Origin of the sequence: Glacieibacterium sp. (assembly GCF_965200405.1) — a bacterium.
Taxonomy (GTDB): Bacteria; Pseudomonadota; Alphaproteobacteria; order Sphingomonadales; family Sphingomonadaceae; genus Glacieibacterium.
This window is the reverse complement of sequence record NZ_OZ241356.1, coordinates 327,894-347,729: the sequence shown is the minus strand read 5'-3', so window position 1 is coordinate 347,729 and position 19,836 is coordinate 327,894. Positions and strand designations below refer to the sequence as shown.

22 protein-coding genes are annotated in these 19,836 nt (G+C 68.6%); 17 read left to right on the top strand and 5 right to left on the bottom strand.

The features are described from left to right. Positions 1 to 14 precede the first annotated feature (14 nt). The 12 genes from sctC (at position 15) to ACOFKW_RS01555 (ending at position 9,911) form a co-directional block, all read left to right on the top strand. Positions 15 to 1,799, top strand: a complete 1,785-nt coding sequence (gene sctC / locus ACOFKW_RS01610) for a type III secretion system outer membrane ring subunit SctC (RefSeq protein ID WP_419815606.1) — start codon at positions 15 to 17, stop codon at positions 1,797 to 1,799. 10 nt (positions 1,800 to 1,809) lie between these two features. Further along, positions 1,810 to 3,027 carry a SctD/MshK family protein gene (locus ACOFKW_RS01605; protein ID WP_419815605.1) on the top strand — a complete coding sequence of 406 codons (1,218 nt, stop codon included), beginning with the start codon at positions 1,810 to 1,812 and terminating at the stop codon, positions 3,025 to 3,027. A gap of 40 nt (positions 3,028 to 3,067) precedes the next feature. After that, a complete protein-coding gene (locus ACOFKW_RS01600) occupies positions 3,068 to 3,391 on the top strand; it encodes a hypothetical protein (protein ID WP_419815604.1) in 324 nt (107 codons plus the stop codon). Positions 3,392 to 3,432: 41 nt separating this feature from the next. Beyond that, positions 3,433 to 3,855, top strand: coding sequence for a hypothetical protein (locus ACOFKW_RS01595; protein WP_419815603.1), 423 nt, complete (start codon positions 3,433 to 3,435; stop codon positions 3,853 to 3,855). 22 nt (positions 3,856 to 3,877) lie between these two features. After that, positions 3,878 to 4,621 (top strand): type III secretion system inner membrane ring lipoprotein SctJ, encoded by a 744-nt coding sequence (sctJ, locus tag ACOFKW_RS01590; protein ID WP_419815602.1) that lies wholly within the window; start codon positions 3,878 to 3,880, stop codon positions 4,619 to 4,621. Then, positions 4,618 to 5,097, top strand: coding sequence for a hypothetical protein (locus tag ACOFKW_RS01585; RefSeq protein ID WP_419815601.1), 480 nt, complete (start codon positions 4,618 to 4,620; stop codon positions 5,095 to 5,097). Before sctJ ends, ACOFKW_RS01585 begins: the two co-directional genes overlap by 4 nt. Next, the gene (locus ACOFKW_RS01580) at positions 5,094 to 5,702 is read left to right on the top strand and encodes a hypothetical protein (RefSeq protein WP_419815600.1); all 609 of its coding nucleotides are present in this window, start codon (positions 5,094 to 5,096) and stop codon (positions 5,700 to 5,702) included. Before ACOFKW_RS01585 ends, ACOFKW_RS01580 begins: the two co-directional genes overlap by 4 nt. Beyond that, positions 5,692 to 7,008 carry a FliI/YscN family ATPase gene (locus tag ACOFKW_RS01575; RefSeq protein WP_419815599.1) on the top strand — a complete coding sequence of 439 codons (1,317 nt, stop codon included), beginning with the start codon at positions 5,692 to 5,694 and terminating at the stop codon, positions 7,006 to 7,008. Before ACOFKW_RS01580 ends, ACOFKW_RS01575 begins: the two co-directional genes overlap by 11 nt. Then, positions 7,005 to 7,472, top strand: a complete 468-nt coding sequence (locus ACOFKW_RS01570; RefSeq protein ID WP_419815598.1) for a hypothetical protein — start codon at positions 7,005 to 7,007, stop codon at positions 7,470 to 7,472. The genes ACOFKW_RS01575 and ACOFKW_RS01570 overlap by 4 nt, the downstream gene beginning before the upstream one ends. After that, a complete protein-coding gene (locus tag ACOFKW_RS01565; protein WP_419815597.1) occupies positions 7,469 to 8,131 on the top strand; it encodes a hypothetical protein in 663 nt (220 codons plus the stop codon). Before ACOFKW_RS01570 ends, ACOFKW_RS01565 begins: the two co-directional genes overlap by 4 nt. Positions 8,132 to 8,201: 70 nt before the next feature. Then, positions 8,202 to 9,527, top strand: coding sequence for a phage tail tip lysozyme (locus ACOFKW_RS01560; protein ID WP_419815596.1), 1,326 nt, complete (start codon positions 8,202 to 8,204; stop codon positions 9,525 to 9,527). 57 nt (positions 9,528 to 9,584) lie between these two features. Next, on the top strand, positions 9,585 to 9,911 hold the full coding sequence (locus ACOFKW_RS01555; RefSeq protein WP_419815595.1) for a hypothetical protein: 327 nt from the start codon (positions 9,585 to 9,587) through the stop codon (positions 9,909 to 9,911). A 155-nt stretch (positions 9,912 to 10,066) separates the two neighbouring features. Here ACOFKW_RS01555 and ACOFKW_RS01550 read toward each other — a convergent pair whose 3' ends face one another. Genes ACOFKW_RS01550 through ACOFKW_RS01535 form a run of 4 tightly spaced genes read right to left on the bottom strand, consistent with a single transcriptional unit; the run spans position 10,067 to position 13,302 of the window. Further along, positions 10,067 to 10,426 carry a hypothetical protein gene (locus ACOFKW_RS01550; RefSeq protein WP_419815594.1) on the bottom strand — a complete coding sequence of 120 codons (360 nt, stop codon included), beginning with the start codon at positions 10,424 to 10,426 and terminating at the stop codon, positions 10,067 to 10,069. Positions 10,427 to 10,455: 29 nt separating this feature from the next. After that, positions 10,456 to 11,445 carry a hypothetical protein gene (locus tag ACOFKW_RS01545; protein WP_419815593.1) on the bottom strand — a complete coding sequence of 330 codons (990 nt, stop codon included), beginning with the start codon at positions 11,443 to 11,445 and terminating at the stop codon, positions 10,456 to 10,458. Positions 11,446 to 11,464: 19 nt separating this feature from the next. Then, positions 11,465 to 12,790 carry a hypothetical protein gene (locus ACOFKW_RS01540; protein ID WP_419815592.1) on the bottom strand — a complete coding sequence of 442 codons (1,326 nt, stop codon included), beginning with the start codon at positions 12,788 to 12,790 and terminating at the stop codon, positions 11,465 to 11,467. 11 nt (positions 12,791 to 12,801) lie between these two features. Further along, positions 12,802 to 13,302, bottom strand: coding sequence for a hypothetical protein (locus tag ACOFKW_RS01535; protein ID WP_419815591.1), 501 nt, complete (start codon positions 13,300 to 13,302; stop codon positions 12,802 to 12,804). Between the two features lie 148 nt (positions 13,303 to 13,450). Between ACOFKW_RS01535 and ACOFKW_RS01530 the strand changes: the two genes are divergently transcribed. The 4 genes from ACOFKW_RS01530 to ACOFKW_RS01515 all read left to right on the top strand — a co-directional run bounded on the left by ACOFKW_RS01530 (position 13,451) and on the right by ACOFKW_RS01515 (position 17,075). Beyond that, complete coding sequence (locus tag ACOFKW_RS01530; protein ID WP_419815590.1) at positions 13,451 to 14,365, top strand: hypothetical protein; 915 nt, start codon at positions 13,451 to 13,453, stop codon at positions 14,363 to 14,365. Between the two features lie 72 nt (positions 14,366 to 14,437). After that, the gene (locus tag ACOFKW_RS01525) at positions 14,438 to 15,244 is read left to right on the top strand and encodes an ankyrin repeat domain-containing protein (protein WP_419815589.1); all 807 of its coding nucleotides are present in this window, start codon (positions 14,438 to 14,440) and stop codon (positions 15,242 to 15,244) included. A gap of 65 nt (positions 15,245 to 15,309) precedes the next feature. Continuing rightward, positions 15,310 to 16,833 carry a hypothetical protein gene (locus ACOFKW_RS01520; protein WP_419815588.1) on the top strand — a complete coding sequence of 508 codons (1,524 nt, stop codon included), beginning with the start codon at positions 15,310 to 15,312 and terminating at the stop codon, positions 16,831 to 16,833. After that, positions 16,830 to 17,075 carry a hypothetical protein gene (locus ACOFKW_RS01515; protein ID WP_419815587.1) on the top strand — a complete coding sequence of 82 codons (246 nt, stop codon included), beginning with the start codon at positions 16,830 to 16,832 and terminating at the stop codon, positions 17,073 to 17,075. The genes ACOFKW_RS01520 and ACOFKW_RS01515 overlap by 4 nt, the downstream gene beginning before the upstream one ends. Before the next feature lie 73 nt (positions 17,076 to 17,148). On the opposite strand, the gene ACOFKW_RS01510 is transcribed toward ACOFKW_RS01515, so the two are convergent. Next, the gene (locus ACOFKW_RS01510) at positions 17,149 to 17,325 is read right to left on the bottom strand and encodes a hypothetical protein (RefSeq protein WP_419815586.1); all 177 of its coding nucleotides are present in this window, start codon (positions 17,323 to 17,325) and stop codon (positions 17,149 to 17,151) included. Positions 17,326 to 17,649: 324 nt separating this feature from the next. On the opposite strand from ACOFKW_RS01510, the gene ACOFKW_RS01505 reads away from it, so the two are divergent. After that, positions 17,650 to 19,806 (top strand): TonB-dependent receptor, encoded by a 2,157-nt coding sequence (locus ACOFKW_RS01505; protein WP_419815585.1) that lies wholly within the window; start codon positions 17,650 to 17,652, stop codon positions 19,804 to 19,806. Positions 19,807 to 19,836 lie beyond the last annotated feature (30 nt).

The window sequence follows — 19,836 nt, the reverse complement described above, 5'->3', positions numbered from 1 at the left end:
AAGGGAGATTTCCATTGCGTAACCAGATGCTCGCAGCCACCAGCTGCGTCCTGCTCGCGACTACGGGACCGTCCGTCGCCGCACCCGTGCCGTCAGGACTGCCCGCCGTCTCGATCACCGCTCGCGACGAGCCGATCGCGGTGTTCCTGAAGGACCTGTTCAACCAGGCCGGGCAGACCGTGGTGACCTCGCCGGCGCTGACCGGCACAGTCAACGGCGTCTTCAACGGCCCCGGCGACAAGGTGCTGCGCGACGTTTCCCGCGCCTTCAACCTGGTCAGCTATTTCGACGGCAGCGCAGTCTACGTCTACGCCTCGTCGGAACTCAGCTCCAAAACCATCGATACCGGCCCTAACGGTGGCCCGCGACTGGTCCGCGCCGTCGCCGGCCTCGGCATCGTCGGCGACCGCAATTTTATCCGCGGTGGCGGGGCCAACAGTGTCGTCGCCACCGGCACGCCGCGCTTCATCGAGCAGATCACCGAACTGGCGCGCAGCGTCGTGCCGGGTCAGGGATTGCCGAGCTACAACAGTGCCGCCGCCGTCGAGCCGCGCACCGTGCCGCTGGAATTCCGCGTCTTCTACCTGCGTTACGCCCGCGCCGAGGACACGTCGGTATCGGCGGGTGGGCGCGAGGTCCGCATTCCTGGCGTTGCGACGATCCTACGCGGGCTGGTGCTCGATCCCCGCGACCGCGCGGCTTATGGCGCGACCAGCTATGGCTCGCGCCCGATCCGTCAGTCGGCGCAGCGTGTCGGCGGCACCGGGCTGGCCGGCGTTCCGGCCGACGATACCCAGTCGTCGATCCTCGGCCTGCCGCCGGTCGGCAGCGTCCAGCAGCAGCCGCAGCAATATTTGGGCGACAGTGACGGCCCGGTCCCGGCCTCGACCACCGATGTCGTGCGGATCGAGGCCAACCCGACGATGAACGCGATCATCGTCCGCGACGCGCCCAGCCGCATGGCCGCCTATGAAGGGCTGATCAAGGCGATCGACGTCGAGCCGCAGCTCGTCGAGATCGAGGCGACGATCATCGACATCAACACCACCAAGCTGCGCCAGCTCGGCATCGACTTCCGCTTCGGCTCGGGCGGCTTCGGCGCCCTGTTCGGCCAGGGCAACGCCACCGATCTCGCGCTGACGCCCAATTTCGGCGTGTCGCGCCGCCAGCAGGGGCAGGATATCGCGCCGACCGCTGCCGGCCTCGCACTTTCCACGGTGATCGGGCCGGGCCGCGAGTTCCTGTCGCGGATTAACGCGCTGGAGCAGAAAGGCGCTGCCCGTGTCGTGTCGCGCCCGCAGGTCATGACCATGTCCAACATGGAGGCGGTGTTCGATCGGACGCGCACCTTCTACGTTCGCGTCGCCGGCCGCCAGAACGTCGACCTGTTCAACGTCACCGCGGGCACGACGTTGCGGGTAAATCCTTCGGTGTTCCGCGACCAGGGCCAGACCCGCATCCGGGTGCTGGTCGGCATCGAGGACGGCAGCCTGTCGGGCGATGTCGTCGATTCGATCCCGATCGTTGACCGTGCCAGCGTCAACACCCAGGCGCTGATCCTTGAGGGCGAGAGCCTCTTGCTCGGCGGCCTGACCGCGGACACCGATACAAACGACGTCAACAAGGTGCCGCTGCTCGGCGACATCCCGCTGCTCGGCAATCTGTTCAAGAAGCAGCAGAAGACCCGCGCCCGGACCGAGCGGCTGTTCCTGATCACGCCGCGGCTGGTGACGCTCGGCTCGCGCGCTGCGACACAGGTGACCGTCGTGCCGACCCTGCCGCCGATGGCACCGCGCTGAGGCGGCTGGCATGGCCGACAGCGAATCTCCACCAGGCCTGGGCGAGACCAAGCCGCCCGCCGTCGTCAGCGACGGCAAGATCCCCGCGAGCGCGTCCGATGCAAGGTCGCTCGTGGTGCGTGTCCTCAACGGCACGCGCGCCGGGTCGGAGGCGGCGTTGCCGGCCAGCGGTCGCGCCTCGATCGGCTATGAATATTGGCACGACGTCGTTGTTCGCGACGCCTCGGCCAAGGGTTGCGCCGTCGAGATCGAGACCGGCGACGACGGCGTGGCGCGGCTGACCGTGCTCGACGGCTCGGCGCTGTTGCTCGGCTCGACGCTGCGCAGCGGCGACCAGGCGGTGCTGCCGGCCTATGTGCCGGTGGCGATCGGCGATGTCGCCTTCGCCTATGGCAATCCCGGGTCGGCGCGCTGGACCGACGCCACTTCGATCGTCGACAGCACCCGGCCAAATCCGTCGGAGGAGGGCGAGCCTGTCCTCGCCGCCAACTCGCTCGCCGATGGCTGGCGTGCCAGCCTGCGCGACAGCAGCGGCGGGCGGCTCGGCCGTGCGCTCAATCCACGCGCCATCATTGGCATCGTGCTGGCGATCCTCATCGTCATCGCCGCCGGGCCGGCGATCGACGCGCTGCACATCGGCGGCACCGCGGCGGAACGCACCCAGCGCGCCCTGATTGCATCCGGCTATTCGACCGTCACGGTCAAGGACGGCCCCGACGACACCATCCTGGTCGGCGGCTACGTTCCGACAGACAACGACCGCCAGCGCGTCCAGTCGCTGATCGAGGCAAAGGCGCTGCGCGCCACCATGTCGGTCGAGACCGGCGATGAACTGGCGCGCTCGACCGCCGACGTCGCCCGTATGAACGGGGTTGAGGCGCGCACCCGGGCACTACGCTCAGGCGTCGTCGAACTGACCACCGCGCCGATGGACGCCGATGGCCGCAAGCGCATCGAGGGCTTTATCCGCCGCGACGTGCCCGGTTTGAAGCAGCTGGTGTTTGCCGAGGATCAGGGCATGTCGGCCCCGGACGAGGTCAAGACGCTGCAAGACGCGACCAAACGCGTCGCGTCCGTCGTCGGCGGCGACCCCGCCTATATCGTCACCGTCGACGGGGCTCGTTACTTTCCCGGCGCGATACTGCCGTCAGGACACCGGCTCGTCGCGATAGCGGAACAAACCGTCGTATTAGAGCGTAACGGACACCAGGTTAAGCTGAAATTCTGATACTGTTGTTTTGAAGATACAGTCGCTTAGGAGATGTACGATGGCTGATTCGATCACCGGTACGACCAACACGACGGCACAGCTTCAGGCCCTCGCGGGCTCACCGATGACGACCCAGCGCGAGAAGGGCGCGGGCGGCGAGAGCTGGTACGAGGCGATGGCAACGGCATGGGGCCAGACGCTCGACAACCAGGCGAACACCATCAGCACGATGTCCGACAACCTTGGTTCCGGCGGTGAGTCCCCGTCTGAAATCACCAAGCTGACCGCAGAGTCGATGCGGATGGGCTTCCTGTCGAACTCGTCGTCTTCGTCGCTCGACTCGGTCGGCAAGGCCTTGGAGACGATGGCGCGCAAGGGCTGATCCGACAGCCTCGCTCGTCGTTGCACTACAGGGAGTAGCCTATGTCGATCGAAGCAGTCGCGGCGGCCGTCGCGCCGCCGGAGACCAATATCCAGACCGTGCAGGCGGGCTTTGGCGCCGGCGTGTCCGACGTCACCAGTTTCTCGGGTTCGATGCATGCCGCTGGGGCAAATGCCGCAAACGCGCCGCAGATTGCCGGCGCGGTGCAGGGCATCGGCGCAACCCTGGAGGTCAGCCCGGCCATGAAGGCAATGTTCAACCAGCTGGAGAAGGTCAACGGCGAGGCTAGGTCGGTGTCCGACTATGCCAAGACCGCCCAAGCCTCGGATGGCACCATGACACCCGGAGAGATCGTCCAGCTGACGGTGCGCTGCCAGGAGTTCATGTTCCACTGCCAGTTGACCTCGAACATCGCCAATCGAACGTCCGACGGCGTCCAGCAGCTCTTCCGCCAGCAATCCTGAGGATAAGATGCCGGGGGTTGGCATGAAGGTGCAGTTGCGCCGCTGGTCGGTGGTCGGCGCGCTGCTGTTGAGTCTGGCCGCCTGCGGGCGGTCGGAGCTTTACGGCAAGCTTACGGAAACGCAGGCCAATGAGATGGTCGCGATCCTTCAGAACGCCGGGATTTCGGCGGAGAAGGACAGTGCCGGCGAAGCGGGATTCTCGATCTCGACCTCGCAGGAGGATTTCGCCCGCGCCGTCCAGACCTTGAAGGCGCAAGGCTATCCGCGCGACGAGTTCGCGTCGCTAGGGACGGTGTTCAAGAAGGAGGGCTTCGTCTCCTCGCCGCTGGAGGAGCGTGCCCGGCTGGTCTTCGGACTGAGCCAGGAGTTGTCGAACACGGTCAGCCAGATCGATGGCGTCGTCCAGGCGCGCGTTCAGCTGGCGATGCCGGAGGCCGATCCGCTGTCCGACAAGATCAAGCCGTCGTCGGCCTCGGTGTTCATCAAATACCGTCCCGGATCGTCGCCGGAGAAGCAGGTCGGGCAGATCAAGTCGCTGATGGTCAACGCCGTCGAAGGGCTGACCTATGAGAATGTCACCGTCGCGATGTTCCCGGCGCAACCGCTGCCGGTCGCCGTCGCGCCTTCGGGTGGCGAGCGCATGGCGGCCAATCTCAAGCTGCTCGCGGTGCCGATCGCGCTGCTACTGGCGCTGTTCCTCGGCTGGCCGACATTTCGACGCTGGCAGTTGCGCCGCCGGGCGCTGGTGCCGCGGACTCCCGAATGAGCACCGCCGACCGCGCGCGGCTGGCGACGATCGCCGCTGCGCTGGCGGGTGACGGGCAGGACGCGCGCGCCGCTGCCCTGGGCCGAGCGCTGGCTGGCAAGGTGCGCGCTTCGGTAAGGTTCGAGGACGTTGCAAACGCGCCGGAGTGGCTGACGCTGCCGCCGCCGGAGCGCCGCCGTCTCGGTCACCGCGCAGCGCTCGCAGCGATCGCGCCGGCGCTGGCGGCCTCGGTCGACGGTGCCTGGCTGGGCGGGCTGGCGCAGGTTGCGGGCGAGGATGAAGTCGACCGCGCGATGGCGCTGGCTCCAAGGGCGGCGATGACGCTGCCGGTGTTTCGCGCGGAGGAGCTTGAGGCAGTTGCGGGCGGGCTGCTCCGTGCCGCCGCACCGGCCGCGTTGCGCGATTTCGCCGGGCCGGACACCGGGCGCGACATGGACCGCACGACCGCCGCAGCCGCACTGGCGCTGGCGCGATGACCTTGTACGTGATCCACGCCGGGGCCGCCGCGACGCTGGCCAGTGACGATCCGGTGATCGCCGCCGCCGACCTTGGTATCCTGCGCTCCGCCAACGAGGCGCTGCTCCGCGCCGATGCGATCGGTGATGCGGTGGCGGCGAGTGCGGAGGCGGTGCGGGTCAAGGCTGAGGCTGCCGGTACTGCGACAGGATTGGCCGCGGGGCGCGAAGCTGCGGCGGCAGAGGCGCGCGCGCATTTGCTCGACCTGACCGCGCGTGCCGCCGCCGACCGGGCGATCGCGCGGAGTGACGTGTCGAGGCTGGCGCTGGAGGTAGTGCGGCGCATCGCCGGCGGCATCGGCCCGGTCGACACCGTTGCCGCCCTGGCCGAGCGCGCCGCCGCCGATCTGCTGCCCGAGACCGTCGCTACCGTGCGCGTACCTACTGCCGCGGTCGCCGCGACCAGCGCCCGCTTGACCGGATTTGCGGGCCTGACCGTTCTCGGCGACGGTGCGCTAGGCGACAACGACTGCATAATCGAGACGCCGCTGGGGATCAGCCACGCCGGGCTGGACGTCCAGATCGCCGCGGTTGAGCGTGCCTGGAGCCTCGCCGATGCAGGCTGACACCACCGAACGGCTTCTCGCCGAACTCCAGCGCTCGGTCACGATCGAGCATCGCGGCCGCGTCGTCTCGGCGCTCGGCACCACCATCCGCGTCACCGGCATCGAGGCGCGCATCGGCCAGACCTGCGAGTTGATCGAGCCCTCGACCGGGCTGTCGGTCGCCGCCGAGGTCGTCGGGCTGGCGGGCGAGGCAGCGATCCTGACGCCATTGGGCGAACTCCGCGGACTGTCGGCCGGTGCCGAGGTCATCGTCCGCGAGACCCAGGCGGTAATCGCGTTCGGCGACGCGCTTCTCGGTCGCGTCCTCGACGGCCGCGGTCGCCCGATTGACGACGGTCCGCCGCTGCCTCGCGGTATGGTCGAGCAGCCGCTCTACGCCGCCGCGCCGCCGCCGATGCAGCGCGCCACCATCGACGCCGCGCTGCCGACCGGCATCCGTGTCATAGACGGACTGCTTACCCTCGGCCTCGGCCAACGCATGGGTGTGTTCGCGGCGGCTGGTGGTGGCAAGTCGACCCTGATGGGCATGCTGGCGCGCCACGCCTCGGCCGATGTCATCGTCATCGCGCTGATCGGCGAGCGTGGCCGCGAGGTCCGCGAGTTCATCGAGGACGCCCTCGGTCCCGACGGCCTGGCGCGCTCGGTCGTCGTCTGCGCCACCTCCGACCGCTCGGCGATGGAGCGGGTCCGCGCCGCCCACCACGCTACCGCCATCGCCGAAGGCTTCCGCGCGCAGGGCAAGCGCGTGCTGCTGCTGGTGGACTCGGTCACCCGCTTCGCCCGCGCCCTGCGTGAGATCGGGCTGGCCGCCGGGGAGCCTGCCGTGCGCCGCGGCTTCCCGCCCTCGGTGTTCGCCGAGCTGCCCCGCCTGTTCGAGCGCGCCGGCACCGACGCCACCGGCTCGATCACCGCGATCTACACCGTGCTGCTGGAGGACGAGGAGGGCGGCGACCCGATCGGCGAGGAGGTGCGCTCGATCCTCGACGGCCATGTCGTGCTGTCGCGCAAGCTCGGCAGCGCCGGCCACTATCCCGCCGTCGACGTGCTCGCCAGCCTGAGCCGCTTGTTTACCCGCATCGCGAGCCCGGAACACCGGGCCGCTGCGACCCGCGTCCGCGCCCTGCTGGCGAAATACGCCGAGATCGAGTTCCTCGTTCAGGTCGGCGAGTACAAGCCGGGCAGCGACCCCCTGGCCGACGCCGCGCTAGCTGCCAAGCCCGAGATCGACGCGCTGCTCCGGCAGGAGTCAGACGACGCTGCCGATTTCGCCGCTACCACTGCGATGCTGCGGGCTGTCGCCGGATGAGCCGGGCCGACCTGTCCCGCGCCCGCCAGCTGGTGCGCCTGCGCGACATCGCCTTCGAGCGTGCCCTGCGCGACCTTGGCGAGGCGACCGGGGCGTTGGACCTTGCCGACGCCGCTGTCACCCGCGCCATCGCCCGCCGCGAGGCCGCGGCCGCGCATCATGTCGAGACCCGCGCTGCGCTGGTCGAGGCCCCCGCGGACGCCGCCACCGGGCTAGCTCGCATCGCCGTCGCCGCCGAGCGCGAGACCGCCGCCATCTCTGCTGCGGACGAGGCCGAGCTTGCCCGCCGTGCCGCCGAGGACCTGGTCATTACCGCGCGCGCGACCGTCCGCAAGGCGCGCGCCCGCCTCGACGCGATGACCGGGCGATCCGACACGCTGTTGCGCACCGTCGTCCGCGCCGACGAGGAACGCGCCACCATCGAAACCGAAGAAGGAGCCGCCGCAATGCGGAGCGCAGCATGAGCATCGGTCCGGTCAGCGCGCCCCAGCGCACCTCCAACCCGACCCCGACCCGCGAGGTCTCCCGCACACCCGGCTCGACGCCGCACCCCGACGCCAAGGCGCTGGCCGACGAGTTCACCGCCGCCGCCCGCCGCGGGCAATTGCCGATGGGCGGCCCAAAGGGCATGCCGACCGCCAAGGACGGCAAGCCGTTGCGCCTCGGCCCCGATGGCAAGCCGCTGCCCGCGCCGACGATGACCACCGTGAAGTCGCTCGGCTATGGAAAGGGCGAGGGCCAGGATTCGCTCAGCGAGACGCGGCGAGACGACAGTGCGCTGTCGACCCAGTTGCTCGGCCAGTCGCCGCTGTCGGGGGCCGGCGCGATGCAGGCGCCGCAGCCCGTTGCCGCGCATGTCGATCCGAGCGTCTTCGCCGACATGTTGACGAACATCTGGACCCGCGAGCAGAACAAGACCGCCCGCGAAGTCCGCGTCAGCTTCGGCGACGAGGCGTGGCCGGCCACCGGCGCGACGTTGCTAAGGCTCGACGACGGCAGCCTGCGGGTCACCGTCTCCGTCGGCCATCGCGGCGCCGACCTCGGCAGCGGGCTGGACGACTTGCGTGACCGCATGAACGCCCGCGGGCTGAACGTCGCGGACATCGCGGTGGAAACAGACTGACCTAGTCGTTCCGACTAGAGACGGCCCACGTCTCGCATCGCTAACCTCCACATGAGAAGTGGAGCTTGTGATGACTGCCGTCAGTGCCGTCCAGAACCAGACCCAGGCCGCCCCCAGCGATGGTGGACGCGGCTATATCGTCAAGCCCGGTGACACGCTGAGCGGCATCGCCGCGTCGCACGGGGTATCGCTCGCCGCGCTGGAGAAAGCCAACCCGAACATCCTGCACCCGGACCTCATTCGTCCCGGCCAGCATGTCAGCATCCCGTCGGGGGACGGGGGTGCTCCGGCCAGTTATACTGTCCAGCGCGGCGATACGCTGTCGGGCATCGCTGCCCGCTACGGTCTCGACACCAATGCCCTGGCGCGGTCCAACCATCTCGCCAATCCCAACCTGATCGTCACCGGCCAGACGCTTCGCCTCGACGGCAAGGCGTCTGTGTCCGGCGGCGGTGGCACTGCTCCGACCACGCCGGGTCCCGGCGCGGGCAGCAGCAATGCCGCCGCGGTCGCCGAGAAATACCTCGGTCAGAACGCCTCGTCGTTGAAGGTCAACCGCAACGACAATTTGCCGATGGACCCCAACGTGCCGTCCGACGTGTGCTGCGCCAACTTCGTCTCGGCAGTGCTGACCGAGGCCGGGCAGTTGCCGGCCAACCTTCACACCGATTCGGTGGCGACGCTCAACACGACGCTGCGCAACCAGGGCTGGACCCCGGTCAGCGCCAGCAACGCGCGTCCCGGCGACGTCGTCATCATTCAGAGCCACGGCATCTCGCACACCGTCATGGTGTCGGGCCCCGGCCAGTATATCGGCTCCAACAATCGCAACGCCGACGGCAGCCAGCAGATCAGCCACGGCAATCTCAGCTGGGCGGTCGACAATGGCGGCGTCATCCTGCGCGCCCCGGCCAGCGTCACCGCGCCCGCCGCGGGCACCCCGTCCACCGGCGGCACCGCACCCGTTGGTCCGGCTGCCGCCGGCCATCAGGGTCGCATCGACCAGGCCGTCAGCTATTTCCAGGGTCAGGGCTGGAGCCGCAACCAGGCCATCGGCATCGTCGCCAACCTCGATGCCGAGAGCAATATGGAGGCAGGCATCCGGCAGCATGGCGGCGGGCCAGGTTATGGCCTGGCACAATGGGAAGGCCCGCGACAGGCTGCTTTCGCCGCCTGGGCCGGACACTCGATCCAGGGCTCGACCTTCTCCGAGCAGCTCGGTTTCATCCAGCACGAGCTGACCACCAGCGAAGCAGGTGCCGGACGGGCGCTCCGCGGTGCGACCGGAGCGGGCGAGGCGGCCTCGATCGTCACCCGCCTGTACGAGCGACCCGCCGACACCGCCGGCGAAGCCTCGCGCCGTGCCGACCGGGCCGAGGCGATCGCCCGGCGCTAGATCCGGCGGCAAGAGGGTGTCGGGGAACGACCGGTCGGGCCGGGGCATTAATCAGCGATGATCAGCTTGATGTTCGCCCTCGCCATGGCCACCGCACCCGCCGCCGCGGTGCCCGCCACCTGCAGCCTAGATTATGGCAAGCCAGTGCCGTGCCGCGTCGCCGACCGAGTCGACGCCAATGGCGGCCATGCGACGACGTTCACGATGGGCCAGCGAAGCCTGAAGTTCGTCGGCAAGTCGCAGACCGGCTGGTGGTCCGGCACCCTCGACGGCAAGCCCGCGATGGGTGTCGAGCTCAACCGCGGCCATGTCCGCTTCAGCACGACCGACCTGGCGACCAGCTTCGACTATTGGTTCACCGGCCAGGAACACGGGACGTATTGAGACGGCTGCTTCCTTGGCGACGCGCCGCCGCCTAGGCCATCCTAACTGACGCTTGGCGTTGCGGGAGGGAGAAGCAAACCGCCCGCCTACTAGAGCCCTTACGAACTTAGATAGGGAGGGCCGAGGTTGGGCTTTTCGGCGAACCGGCCTAACCCCTAATCGCCGAACAGTTCCACCGGCGCCCTGTACTTCGCGGCCCAGCCGCTCCACGCCACGTCGGTCGGCCCGACGGCGCTGGTCACCACATCCCAGCTCCCTTCACGCCTCGCGAGCAGGGCGGCGTAGCGGTGCGATACGAAGCCCTGCGCCGCCGCGCTCGCCAGCCTGGTGCCGGCGTAATCCAGCGGACGACCCTCGCCGTCCTGCATCGTCGCCAGCAGGAAGGCCTGGTCCCCGGACACTTTCAGCCGGTCGACCAGGAACTTGACGGGCTTGCCGAGGTCGGCCTCGAGCGGCGTCCGCGCCGCCTCGAGCAGCACGGCGCGGTCGGCGTTGGCGGGGGTAGAAATGGCCATGGCGGCAATCAGCGCTCCTTGTAGGATCATCAATGCAGGCGCTCCATGTCGACTTCGTAGCGCATGTTGGCGTGGAACGTCCGCGCTGCCGCCCGCACGCCGGGGTCGACCATCGCGCCGCGCGCCACTTCGTCGAGTTGCTCGAAGGCATGACGCCCGTGGCGGCGGGATTCAAATAGCGGGCGCGAGGCATGGAAAACCTGCCGATCGGCACCGGGCAGGGCGGCGAGGCAGGCCAGCTCGGTCACGACGCTGCGCAGAGCCGCCGGGCCGAACCGCTGGCTGCGCAGCCGGCCGCGGGTCTGCCACTGGACCGGCCAGCTGCGCCGGAACTCCGCGAGCAGCACGTCGGTCGTCGCGGGCGTGTTCTCCAGCGGGGTGATGCGGGCGATGATGGCGCAGGCTGGCGGCCCGGCCCAGGTCGCCAGCTGCACCGGCGCACGGCCATCGATCGGCGGCGACGGCGCAGCGACGGCAACGACCGGCGGCGCGACCGCAGCGATGCGACCGGCATCATAGCGATAGGTGACATTCACCGGGCTGCCTGCGCCCGCCGGCATCGTCACGGTCAGGCGGCCGGCGTCGAGGCTGGCCGTCGCGCCGGGGGCACAGCTGCCGAAGCGCGGGCTGAGGCGAAGCTTGCGGGCCGGGCCGACCTCGGCGATCTCGTAGCGGATCGCGCAGGCGCTGCCGGCCGGACCGGCGATGCCGAGCAGATAATAGTCTGTGGCGCCCGACCGGCAGGCAGCATGGATGGTGGCCGAGGCGACGTCGGGCTTGAGGCGCATGACCGGGCGGTCATCTAGGCGCAACTCGCGCCGGGCATCGGAGCCGGCGACGGTGAGCACGCCATTGCCGCCGGTGGCACTGCCGGCGCCCCCGATCGGCAAGGTTTCGCAGCTGGGCGCCAAGGTGGCAGGTTGCGCCTGGGCCAGCGCGCCAGTGGTGCAGCACGCTGCAGCAGCAATCGTGGTCAGTGCCAGTTTCATATAATCCCCCATGTCGGTGCCGTAACGCATGGGCCCTGCGGTGGTGCCGTCATGCCGTGCGCGCGCCGGCCAGCCTGGCTTCGTCGGCGAGGCGCTCGACGACGCGATCGCGGTCGAAGGGCTGGACATCGGGATAGTGGACCAGGCCGCCATCGGCATCGCGACGGGCGCGCTCGGCGAATAGTGCGGCGATGATATCCCCGTCACTGGCGTGGACCGGGTCGATGACTTGCATGATATTGTCGAGTATGTCGTTGCCGCTCGGATCGCGGAACGGGCCGTGCTCCAGCGCCGTCGCCCAGACGACATCGCGCAGCGCCGCCGACCGGTCGGACAGCCGGATGCCCGCGTCGAGGAAGCGCAAGGCCATGATATCGTACCAGATCGCGTGAAGATACGGCCGATCGGTGCCGTCGGGATTGCGCTCCGCCTCGCCAAACGAGCTGCCCTGCTCCAGGGGGCCTGCGGGATGCCCCGCCGGCATGTCGCGACCGTCCGCCGGCTGGGCCGCCGCCGCGCCAGCTGCCGAGGCTGCCGCCGCCAAGGAGATGTAAATGCCGGTCAGGGTAACGTCGTGCCCGGCGCGCGCCTCGACCGCCCCGGTCAATGGCACCGCGCTGGTCGCCGTGCTGCCCGCAAAGCCGGTCGTCGTCCGCAGCTCGACCAGCATCGCCCCGTCCACCCGGCGGTACTCGACGACTGCACCCGTCGGCGCCTGCCCCGGCGTGGCGATCAGTCCACCGAATATGTTGGCCAATCCGACGAACGACACCGCCACCGGTCGGCTACCCACCGACGCCGTCGTCAGTGTTCCGGCATTGGTCACAGCGGCGCCGACCGCGATCCCACGCGCCGCGGCCGTCGCCCCGCTCGGCCCTTCGATCCGCTGCGCAATTCCGGTCGCCGCTACTGGATCGCGCACCGCCGCTACGCCCCGGCTGTCCGCGCCGCCATCGACCCGCGCCACCAACGTCGCATCCCCGGCCTTCAGCGCGATCTCCGCCCGCACCGCCGGCGCCACCACTGCCGAACTGCCCACCGCGAACCGCGTCGCAACCTCGGAATATGGATCGCCGACCCGCACGCTCATGCCGCGGTCAGCGACCGGCGAGGGGTCCGACGGCACAGCTCCCGTGGTCGCCCTGAATCTCGCCAGCGCGTCTGGCCCATTGAGAAGATTGTCGACCCCGGATGCCGAGTTGAGCACCCGGTCCAGTCCGACATGAACCGAGGTTCCGGCCAGCAATGTGCCTGGCGCCAGGTCCGCTTCCGGCGTTCCGCCGCCACCGACGCTGAGTTGCAGGTCGACATCGACGCCCTGCCTGAGATCGACCAGCGTCCTTGCCGTCAGGTCGACCCGGGGCAGGATACCCATAGTGCTTTCCGTCAGCGGTTCAGCGCATCAACCATCCGCGCCGCGGTTTCGATCCGGCTGGTGACGCCGTCGATCCCGTCGGAACCGGTTGAAACGGCGCTGTCGAGCGCTGCCGCAACGCCGTCCACCATATCATCGCCACCGGCACGGCCGTTGAAATGCAGCGCGATGCCACGCGCGAAATCCTCGACTGCCCGGCCCAGCGCGCCTTCCTGTGCCGGTGTCGCGCCAGACTGCGCCGCGATTTCGGAGGTCAGCGAGCGCAGGCCATAGACATCGCCGCCACGGCTGAGCTCGGCCATGCTCGGCGCGAAACCGCTGCTGGCAACGCCGGTCTTGGCGCTCCATTGCCCGGTCGCGCTGGGGCTGCCGCTGCTCGCTGCCGTCCAGGCCAGCACGCGCTCGCCGACGGTGCCCATCGCGGTGCGCGCCGTCGCGGCCGCGCTGCCGGCGCCAGTCGCCGAGCCGATCGAGGCGACTGGCGGAGCGCTGCTGATGCGTTCGATGGTCATCGGTCTTGTCCTGTCGGTGGCGGCACGATGCTGCAACCTTGGCCCTCCATATGCGCGTCGCAGGGCGGCCCAACCATAATCGATTCGACTATGGTTGAAGGGCGGTCCGAGTGCGAGTTTGACTGGGCAGAACCCGAGGACTTCCACGATGTTGCAGGCGATCCAGGCGAGCCGACCGACACCAGCCCCGGCTCCAACGCCGACGGCAAGCGCGAACACCAGCAGCTATGCCGCCGGCTGGGCCGCCCCGTCGCAACTCGCCCGCCCGCCGCTGTTGTCCGCCGGAAGTGCCGTCGCGGCTCGCAGCACCGAGGGCGACAGCATCCCCGCCTCGACCGAGCGCACCAAGGAAAGCGCGCTGCTCGCCGCCGACGTCTACAAGGACACGCCCGCCCCGCCTGCCGGCTTCCGGGTCGCCAGCGACAGCGAACTCGCCCAGCTCAACCTCAAACCCGAGGTGCTCGAGCGCGCCGGCTCCAGCTTCCGGGCCCGCGTCTATGCGACCGGCGAGGGCGAGAACACGCGCTATGTCGTTGCCTTCCGCGGTTCGTCATCGGGCGAGGACTGGAAGAACAATTTCCAGCAGGCGGCCGGCGCGGGGTCCGAAAGCTATGCCAAGGCGCTGGCGATCGGCGAGCGGCTGGCTCGTTCCGATGCTTCGGTGACGATCACCGGCCATTCGCTCGGCGGCGGGCTGGCGGCAGCGACAGCGATCGCCTCGGGGCGCGAAGCCGACACGTTCAACGCCGCCGGGCTCAGCGGCAAGACCATCGACGCCGCCAAGGCGATCAGCAGCGCCGAGGGGCAGGGCGGCGGCGACGTCGCGGTCCAGGCGTACAACGTCCATGGCGAGATCCTGAGCAAGCTGCAGGACGGCGGCGACCGAGTCCTCGGCGCGATCGTCTTCGGACCGGCCGGGCTGCTCCTCGACGCACTCGCGGCCTATGGCGCGCGGCACGAACTCCCCAACGTCGCGCCCGACGACAAAGGCTGGATCGCGCGCCACAATCCGGTCGACCGCCACATGATCGACTGGGTTCTCGCTGGCGCTCGCGCGTTATAGAGTGCGCTGATCCGGCTTGGCATCGGCCGGGCTGGCGGGCTAGACCTCGACCATGGATACAGTGACTTGCCCTTGCGTGCTGCACTCCTCCTGTTTGCCGTCGTCGCGGTGAGCGCCGCCGACGCCAAGGGCTGCTTCGTCCCGGAAACGGTGCTGCCGACGCGAGCCGGCGTCCTCGCCAAGGTCAACAACGGCGCCGCGGGACGCGACCTCGTCGCCGCCGTGTTCGACGGCAATGCCGATCATGCGACGAAGCTGCTGTCCGCCGACAAGCGCCTGCGCGACACCCACGGCGGCACGCTCGGCGACTTGCTGAGCATCGCCATCGCGACGTGCGACAAGCCGATGGTCGAGCGCTTGCTGGCGGCCGGTGTTCCCGCCGGCGGCCCCGCCGATGCGGAGCCGCCACTGACCCTCGCCCTGCGCGCCACCGAGCCCTGGTATGCCGAGACGCTGCTCAAGGCCGGCGCGTCGGCGAACCCCAGGCCGGGCCGCAACGGCCGCCCGCTCGACGATGCTATCATGCTCGGCTCAGCCGGCGCGGTGCGGCTGCTACTCGATCACGGCGCCCGGATCGAGGACGTCGACAGCCTCGGCGCGCGGCCGTTGCAGACCGCGCTCGACGCCCACCGCTTTGCCATTGCCGAGCTGCTGATCTCGCGCGGTGCCGATCCCTGGGCCAGCGACAACAGCGGCGGCACCCTCGGCTGGGCGGTATCACGTCCGTCGCTCGCCCAGAGCGCCGACGACAAGGCCGCCCACGACCGGCTCGCCGCGCGCCTCAAGTCCATCGGCTGGCCCTCGCCGCCGCCGTCGCCTTCGGAGGTCCGCGCCCTCAAGGCCAAGGGTGCCTGGCCCCCGGCCCGCGCCCGCCACTAGTCGTTTCGATTATTGGGCCAATCGTCCCGCGCGACCATAACGACGACCGCTAAACACGAGGTCGCGTGATGCTTGCACCAATCGACAGCGGACGCACCAGCGCCGCCCTGACACCCGCCGCCAGCGATCCGCCGCGTACTCCGGCGGAGTGGGCGAAGGAGGCGCTGAGCTGGGCCTCGCCCGGCGGGGTGATCATGCACGCCGTCCAGCCGCTGCTCGGGCAGGCGATGCGCAGCTCGGGCGTCGGCGCCGGCACCGAATGGGGTTTCAGCCTGCAGCGCGTTCTCGACGATCCGAAGTCCGTCGCGTCGTTCCAGGAGGGCTTTGCCAAGGGACTGTTCAACGGCGGCAAGTCGCTGGTCGAAGGCGCCTGGGGGCTGACCAAGGGCGTGCTGGAGGCGAGCTACAACACCAACCCGGTCGGCTGGGCGGTCGAGGGGCTACAGCATCTCGGCGTCGTCGGCGATGTTCCGGACTGGGTACCCGACGCCGGGCGCGTCACCGAGAAAGCCACGGCGGTCGGCGAGGGCATCGCCAAATACCTCGGCGAGGTGGCGCATGACCCGGCCAAGCTCGGCAACGACGTCAAGGGCTGGATCGCGGCGAACTGGGACAGCCTGAAGGACAGCCATGCCGCCGCTGCTGCCAAGGGTGGTAGCGCCGAGTCCGAATGGTGGGGGCAAATCGCTGGACGCGCCACCTTCGAAGTCGCCGCCGTCGCCGTGCCGGTGACCAAGTTCGCCACCGTCGCCAAGGCTGGCGAGGCGCTCGAACTGGCGATCAAGGGCGGCAAGGTCGCCGAGACGTTCGCCGACGCGGCGCGCGGCGGCAAGCTGATCGAACTCACCGCGGCTGCTGCCAAAAGCGGTAATTCCGCGGCGCTGGTCGCCGAGGCTCGGACTGCCGGGCGGCTGCCCGAGCTGGTCAGCGCGGCCAAGTCCTCGACCGGCGGGCTGCAAGCGCTGGTCGGTCGCGGCGGCCTGACGGTCGACGAGATCGGCGCGCTGGAGAAGGCCGGTACGCTTTCCAAGGCCGAGGCGCATGTCGCGCGCGTCGCCGAAGTCTCGGTCAGCCGCAGCGCCGACATCGCCGCGACGGCGCAACGCACCGGGCTTTCGCCGAGCAAGATCGCCGATATCCTGGCGACCGAGAAGCCCGGCCGGCCTTTGCCCGCCAGCTATATCGCCGACGCGCGCATGGCCCGCGAGGTCGCAAAATACGACGAGGGCGCGGTGCGCTTCCTGTCGCGCGACGCCTATAATACGCGCGGCACGCTCGGGCCTCCCGGCGGTTTCGTCATGCCGTACAAGGAGTTCGAGGGACTGGTCCGTGCCGCCAACGGCGACATGGCGGTGGTCGAGCAGAAGCTCGGGCTGAGCGCCGGCTACCTCCGCGATGCCGACACGATGATCGTCAAGATCGACAAGGCCGACTTCCACGACCTCAAATTGCCGTCGGGCAACGAGCGCGGCGCTAATGAGTTCTGGGTTCCGGGCGGTGTCACCTCGGGCGGCGTTTCGGAAGCGACGCTGGACTTTCCCAAGGGAACGCCGTTTCAGGAGATCCACCTGTCGAGGACCGCGAAATGAGCGACTTCTTCACTCTGACACCGGGCCAGCCGCCAGCGGCTGTCGCACCGACCAGCGACGAGTATGCCCGCGGCGACGACTGGGTCGTCAAGCATCGCAGTGGAACATACATTCTCGAATATTGGTCGGGCGAGCTTGCCGACCACCTCAAGACCGTGACGTTGAGCCAGCAGGATGCCGACGCACTGCGCCTGGGAAAGACCAGCGTCGACCAACTGCTGGCTGCGAAGGGCGTGCTCTAGGCCAGGTTAGGCATAGCACCGGCAGGCGGTCGGACTTGGCGTCCAGACCGGAACTGATGTTCGCTGTACTGCCTCAGCCGTTGGCAACCGCAAGAGCGTTGGCCTCGATGGCACAGGCTGCCGCCCGCGCGCGGTAGCGCACCGCCATCTCGTCGTTGAGGCGGCGCACCTCCGCATCGGTGGCACGGCTGGCGATGTCGTGGTGCAACTTGGCTCGCACAACGAAATAGTCCTGGTCGATCGGCGCCATAAGCAATCCCCAATACTTTGCAGCCCGGACCTGGGCTGCTTCATGTGCAGGCGCCACTATGGCGCCGGATCGAGCAGTGCGCCGGGGGCTGGCGATCGGCTCTACGACTGCAGCTTCGACAACGCCGTCTGCTGCCTATCCTCTACTTCGAAATGGTTGCGTAATGATGTGCGATTTCCAAATGTCCGACTATTCGGCATGCACCGGAGATCAACTCAATGATATAATATCTTGTAACCTTACAGGAGCGACGCTACCGATGGAGATAGCGGCGGGTGCTGGAGCCCGCTCCGGGCGTAATCCGATGCCGAGGAGATTTTAACGATGCGGTTCATGTTGTTGGCAAGTTGCGCGACCTGGTCGGTCCTTGGCGGGAGTGTCGTCGCCGCGCAGCCGGCAGCCGTGCCGGACGCCTCTCAGGCCGCAACCGGCCTCCAGACCGCTGCCGCTGCCCCGGCCGCCACGGACTATCACGCCTCTACTTCGGCGGATATCGTGGTAACCGGATCGCTAAACCGCGACCGCCGAGACATCCTTTCGGGTGTCTCGATCATGCAGGGCGAGGAACTGACGCAATCGATTCGCCCGACGATCGGTGAGACGCTGGCGCGCACGCCGGGTGTTTCAGCTACGTCCTTTGGTCCCAATGCCTCGCGACCAGTGTTGCGCGGCCTGCAGGGCGAGCGCGTCCGGGTGCTGACCGACGGCATCGGCTCGATCGACGTCTCGAACACCAGCGTCGACCATGCCGTCGTCATCGACCCACTGCTTGCCGAGCGTATCGAGGTGCTGCGCGGTCCAGAGGCGCTACTGTACGGCTCCTCGGCGATCGGTGGCGTGGTCAACGTCCTAGACAAGCGCATTCCGCGCGCCGTTCCCGACGAGCCGGTCCACATCGACGCCATCGCCAACTATGCCTCGGCCGCCAACGAGCGCTCCGGCGGCGCCTCGGTCGATGTGCCGCTGACCAGCAAGATCGTTGTCCATGCCGATGCCAGCTACCTCAAGTCCGACGACCTCAAGATCGGTGGCTATGTCCTTTCACCACAAGCCCGGGCCGAAGCGCTCGCTTCCGCCCGCCTGCCGGTCGATCCGGATAATCCGATCGACTATGCCGGCAACGCGGCGCTGAAGGGGAGTTTGCCCAATTCATCGGGCAAGACCTGGACGGTGGGTGCCGGCGCCGCGCTGATCACCGAAGGCGGCACGTTCGGCATCTCGTACAGCCATTACGACAGCGTCTACGGCGTGCCGGTTCGCTATGCCACCGCCCCCGGCCAGACCGAGGAAGCGCCGCGCCTCGACCTGATGCAGAACCGCCTCGATGCGCGTGCGGAGATCGATGCGGGCGGCAGCTTCATCGATACCATCCGGATGCGTGTCGGTTATGCCAACTATCGCCACTTCGAACTGGAGGAAGATGGTTCGGTCGGCACCGCCTTCTACAACAAGGGTATCGAAGGCCGCGTCGAGGTTGTGCAGGCGAAACGCGGCATCTGGTCCGGGACCAGCGGCGTCCAGTATTTCTCGCGCGACTTCAACGTCGTCGGTGATGAAGCCTTTCTGCCGCGAAACGAAACGCAACAGCTCGGGCTATTTACCCTGCAGCAGTTCCAACTCGGCAAGTTCAAGCTCGAGGCGGGTGGGCGCTACGAGCATAGTCAGGTCGTGTCGCAGCCGACCACGACCCAGCCGCAGTTCCTCGACGGCAGCCGCAGCTTCGACAGCCTCTCGGGTTCGCTCGGTGCGTCCTATGCCTTGACCAGCGACTGGAATTTTGGCGTCAACCTGTCCCACACGGTCCGCGCACCTTCGGCGGAGGAACTGTTCGCCAACGGACCGCATGCCGGCACCGAGGCCTTCGAGATCGGCGACCCCGACTTCAAGACCGAGCGCTCGCTAGGCCTCGACGGGGTCCTGCGCGGACGGGGCAAGGGCTATACGTTCGAAGCCTCCGTCTATTACAACTGGTTCCACAACTTCGTGTATGACGACCGTACCGGCGCGGTCGAAGACGGACTGCCGGTTTACCAGTCGCGACAGGCCAAGGCGCGCTATTACGGTGCCGAGGTTCAGGGCACGCTGACGCTGGCGACATTTGGTGACGTCAATATCGTCGCCGACGCGCTCGCCGATTTCGTCCACGCCGATATCGTCGATGTCGGCCCGGCGCCGCGGATCCCGCCGCTGCGCGTTCTCGGCGGGCTTGGTGCGACCAGCACCAAGATCGACGGCCGGGTCGAACTGGAATGGAGTGCCAAGCAGGATCGGGTGTCGGCGCTGGAGACGACGACCGACAGCTTCAAGCGCGTCAATGCCGAGATCAATATCCGACCTTGGGGGACGACACGCCCGCTGAGCTTCGTGCTGTCGGCGAATAATATATTCGATGTCGATGCGCGGCGGGCGGCGTCGTTCCTGAAGGACTTCGCGCCACTGTCGGGGCGCGACTTCCGGATCACCGCGCGCACGACATTCTAAGGCTGGGCATCGCCAGCGGCGCGGCATCAT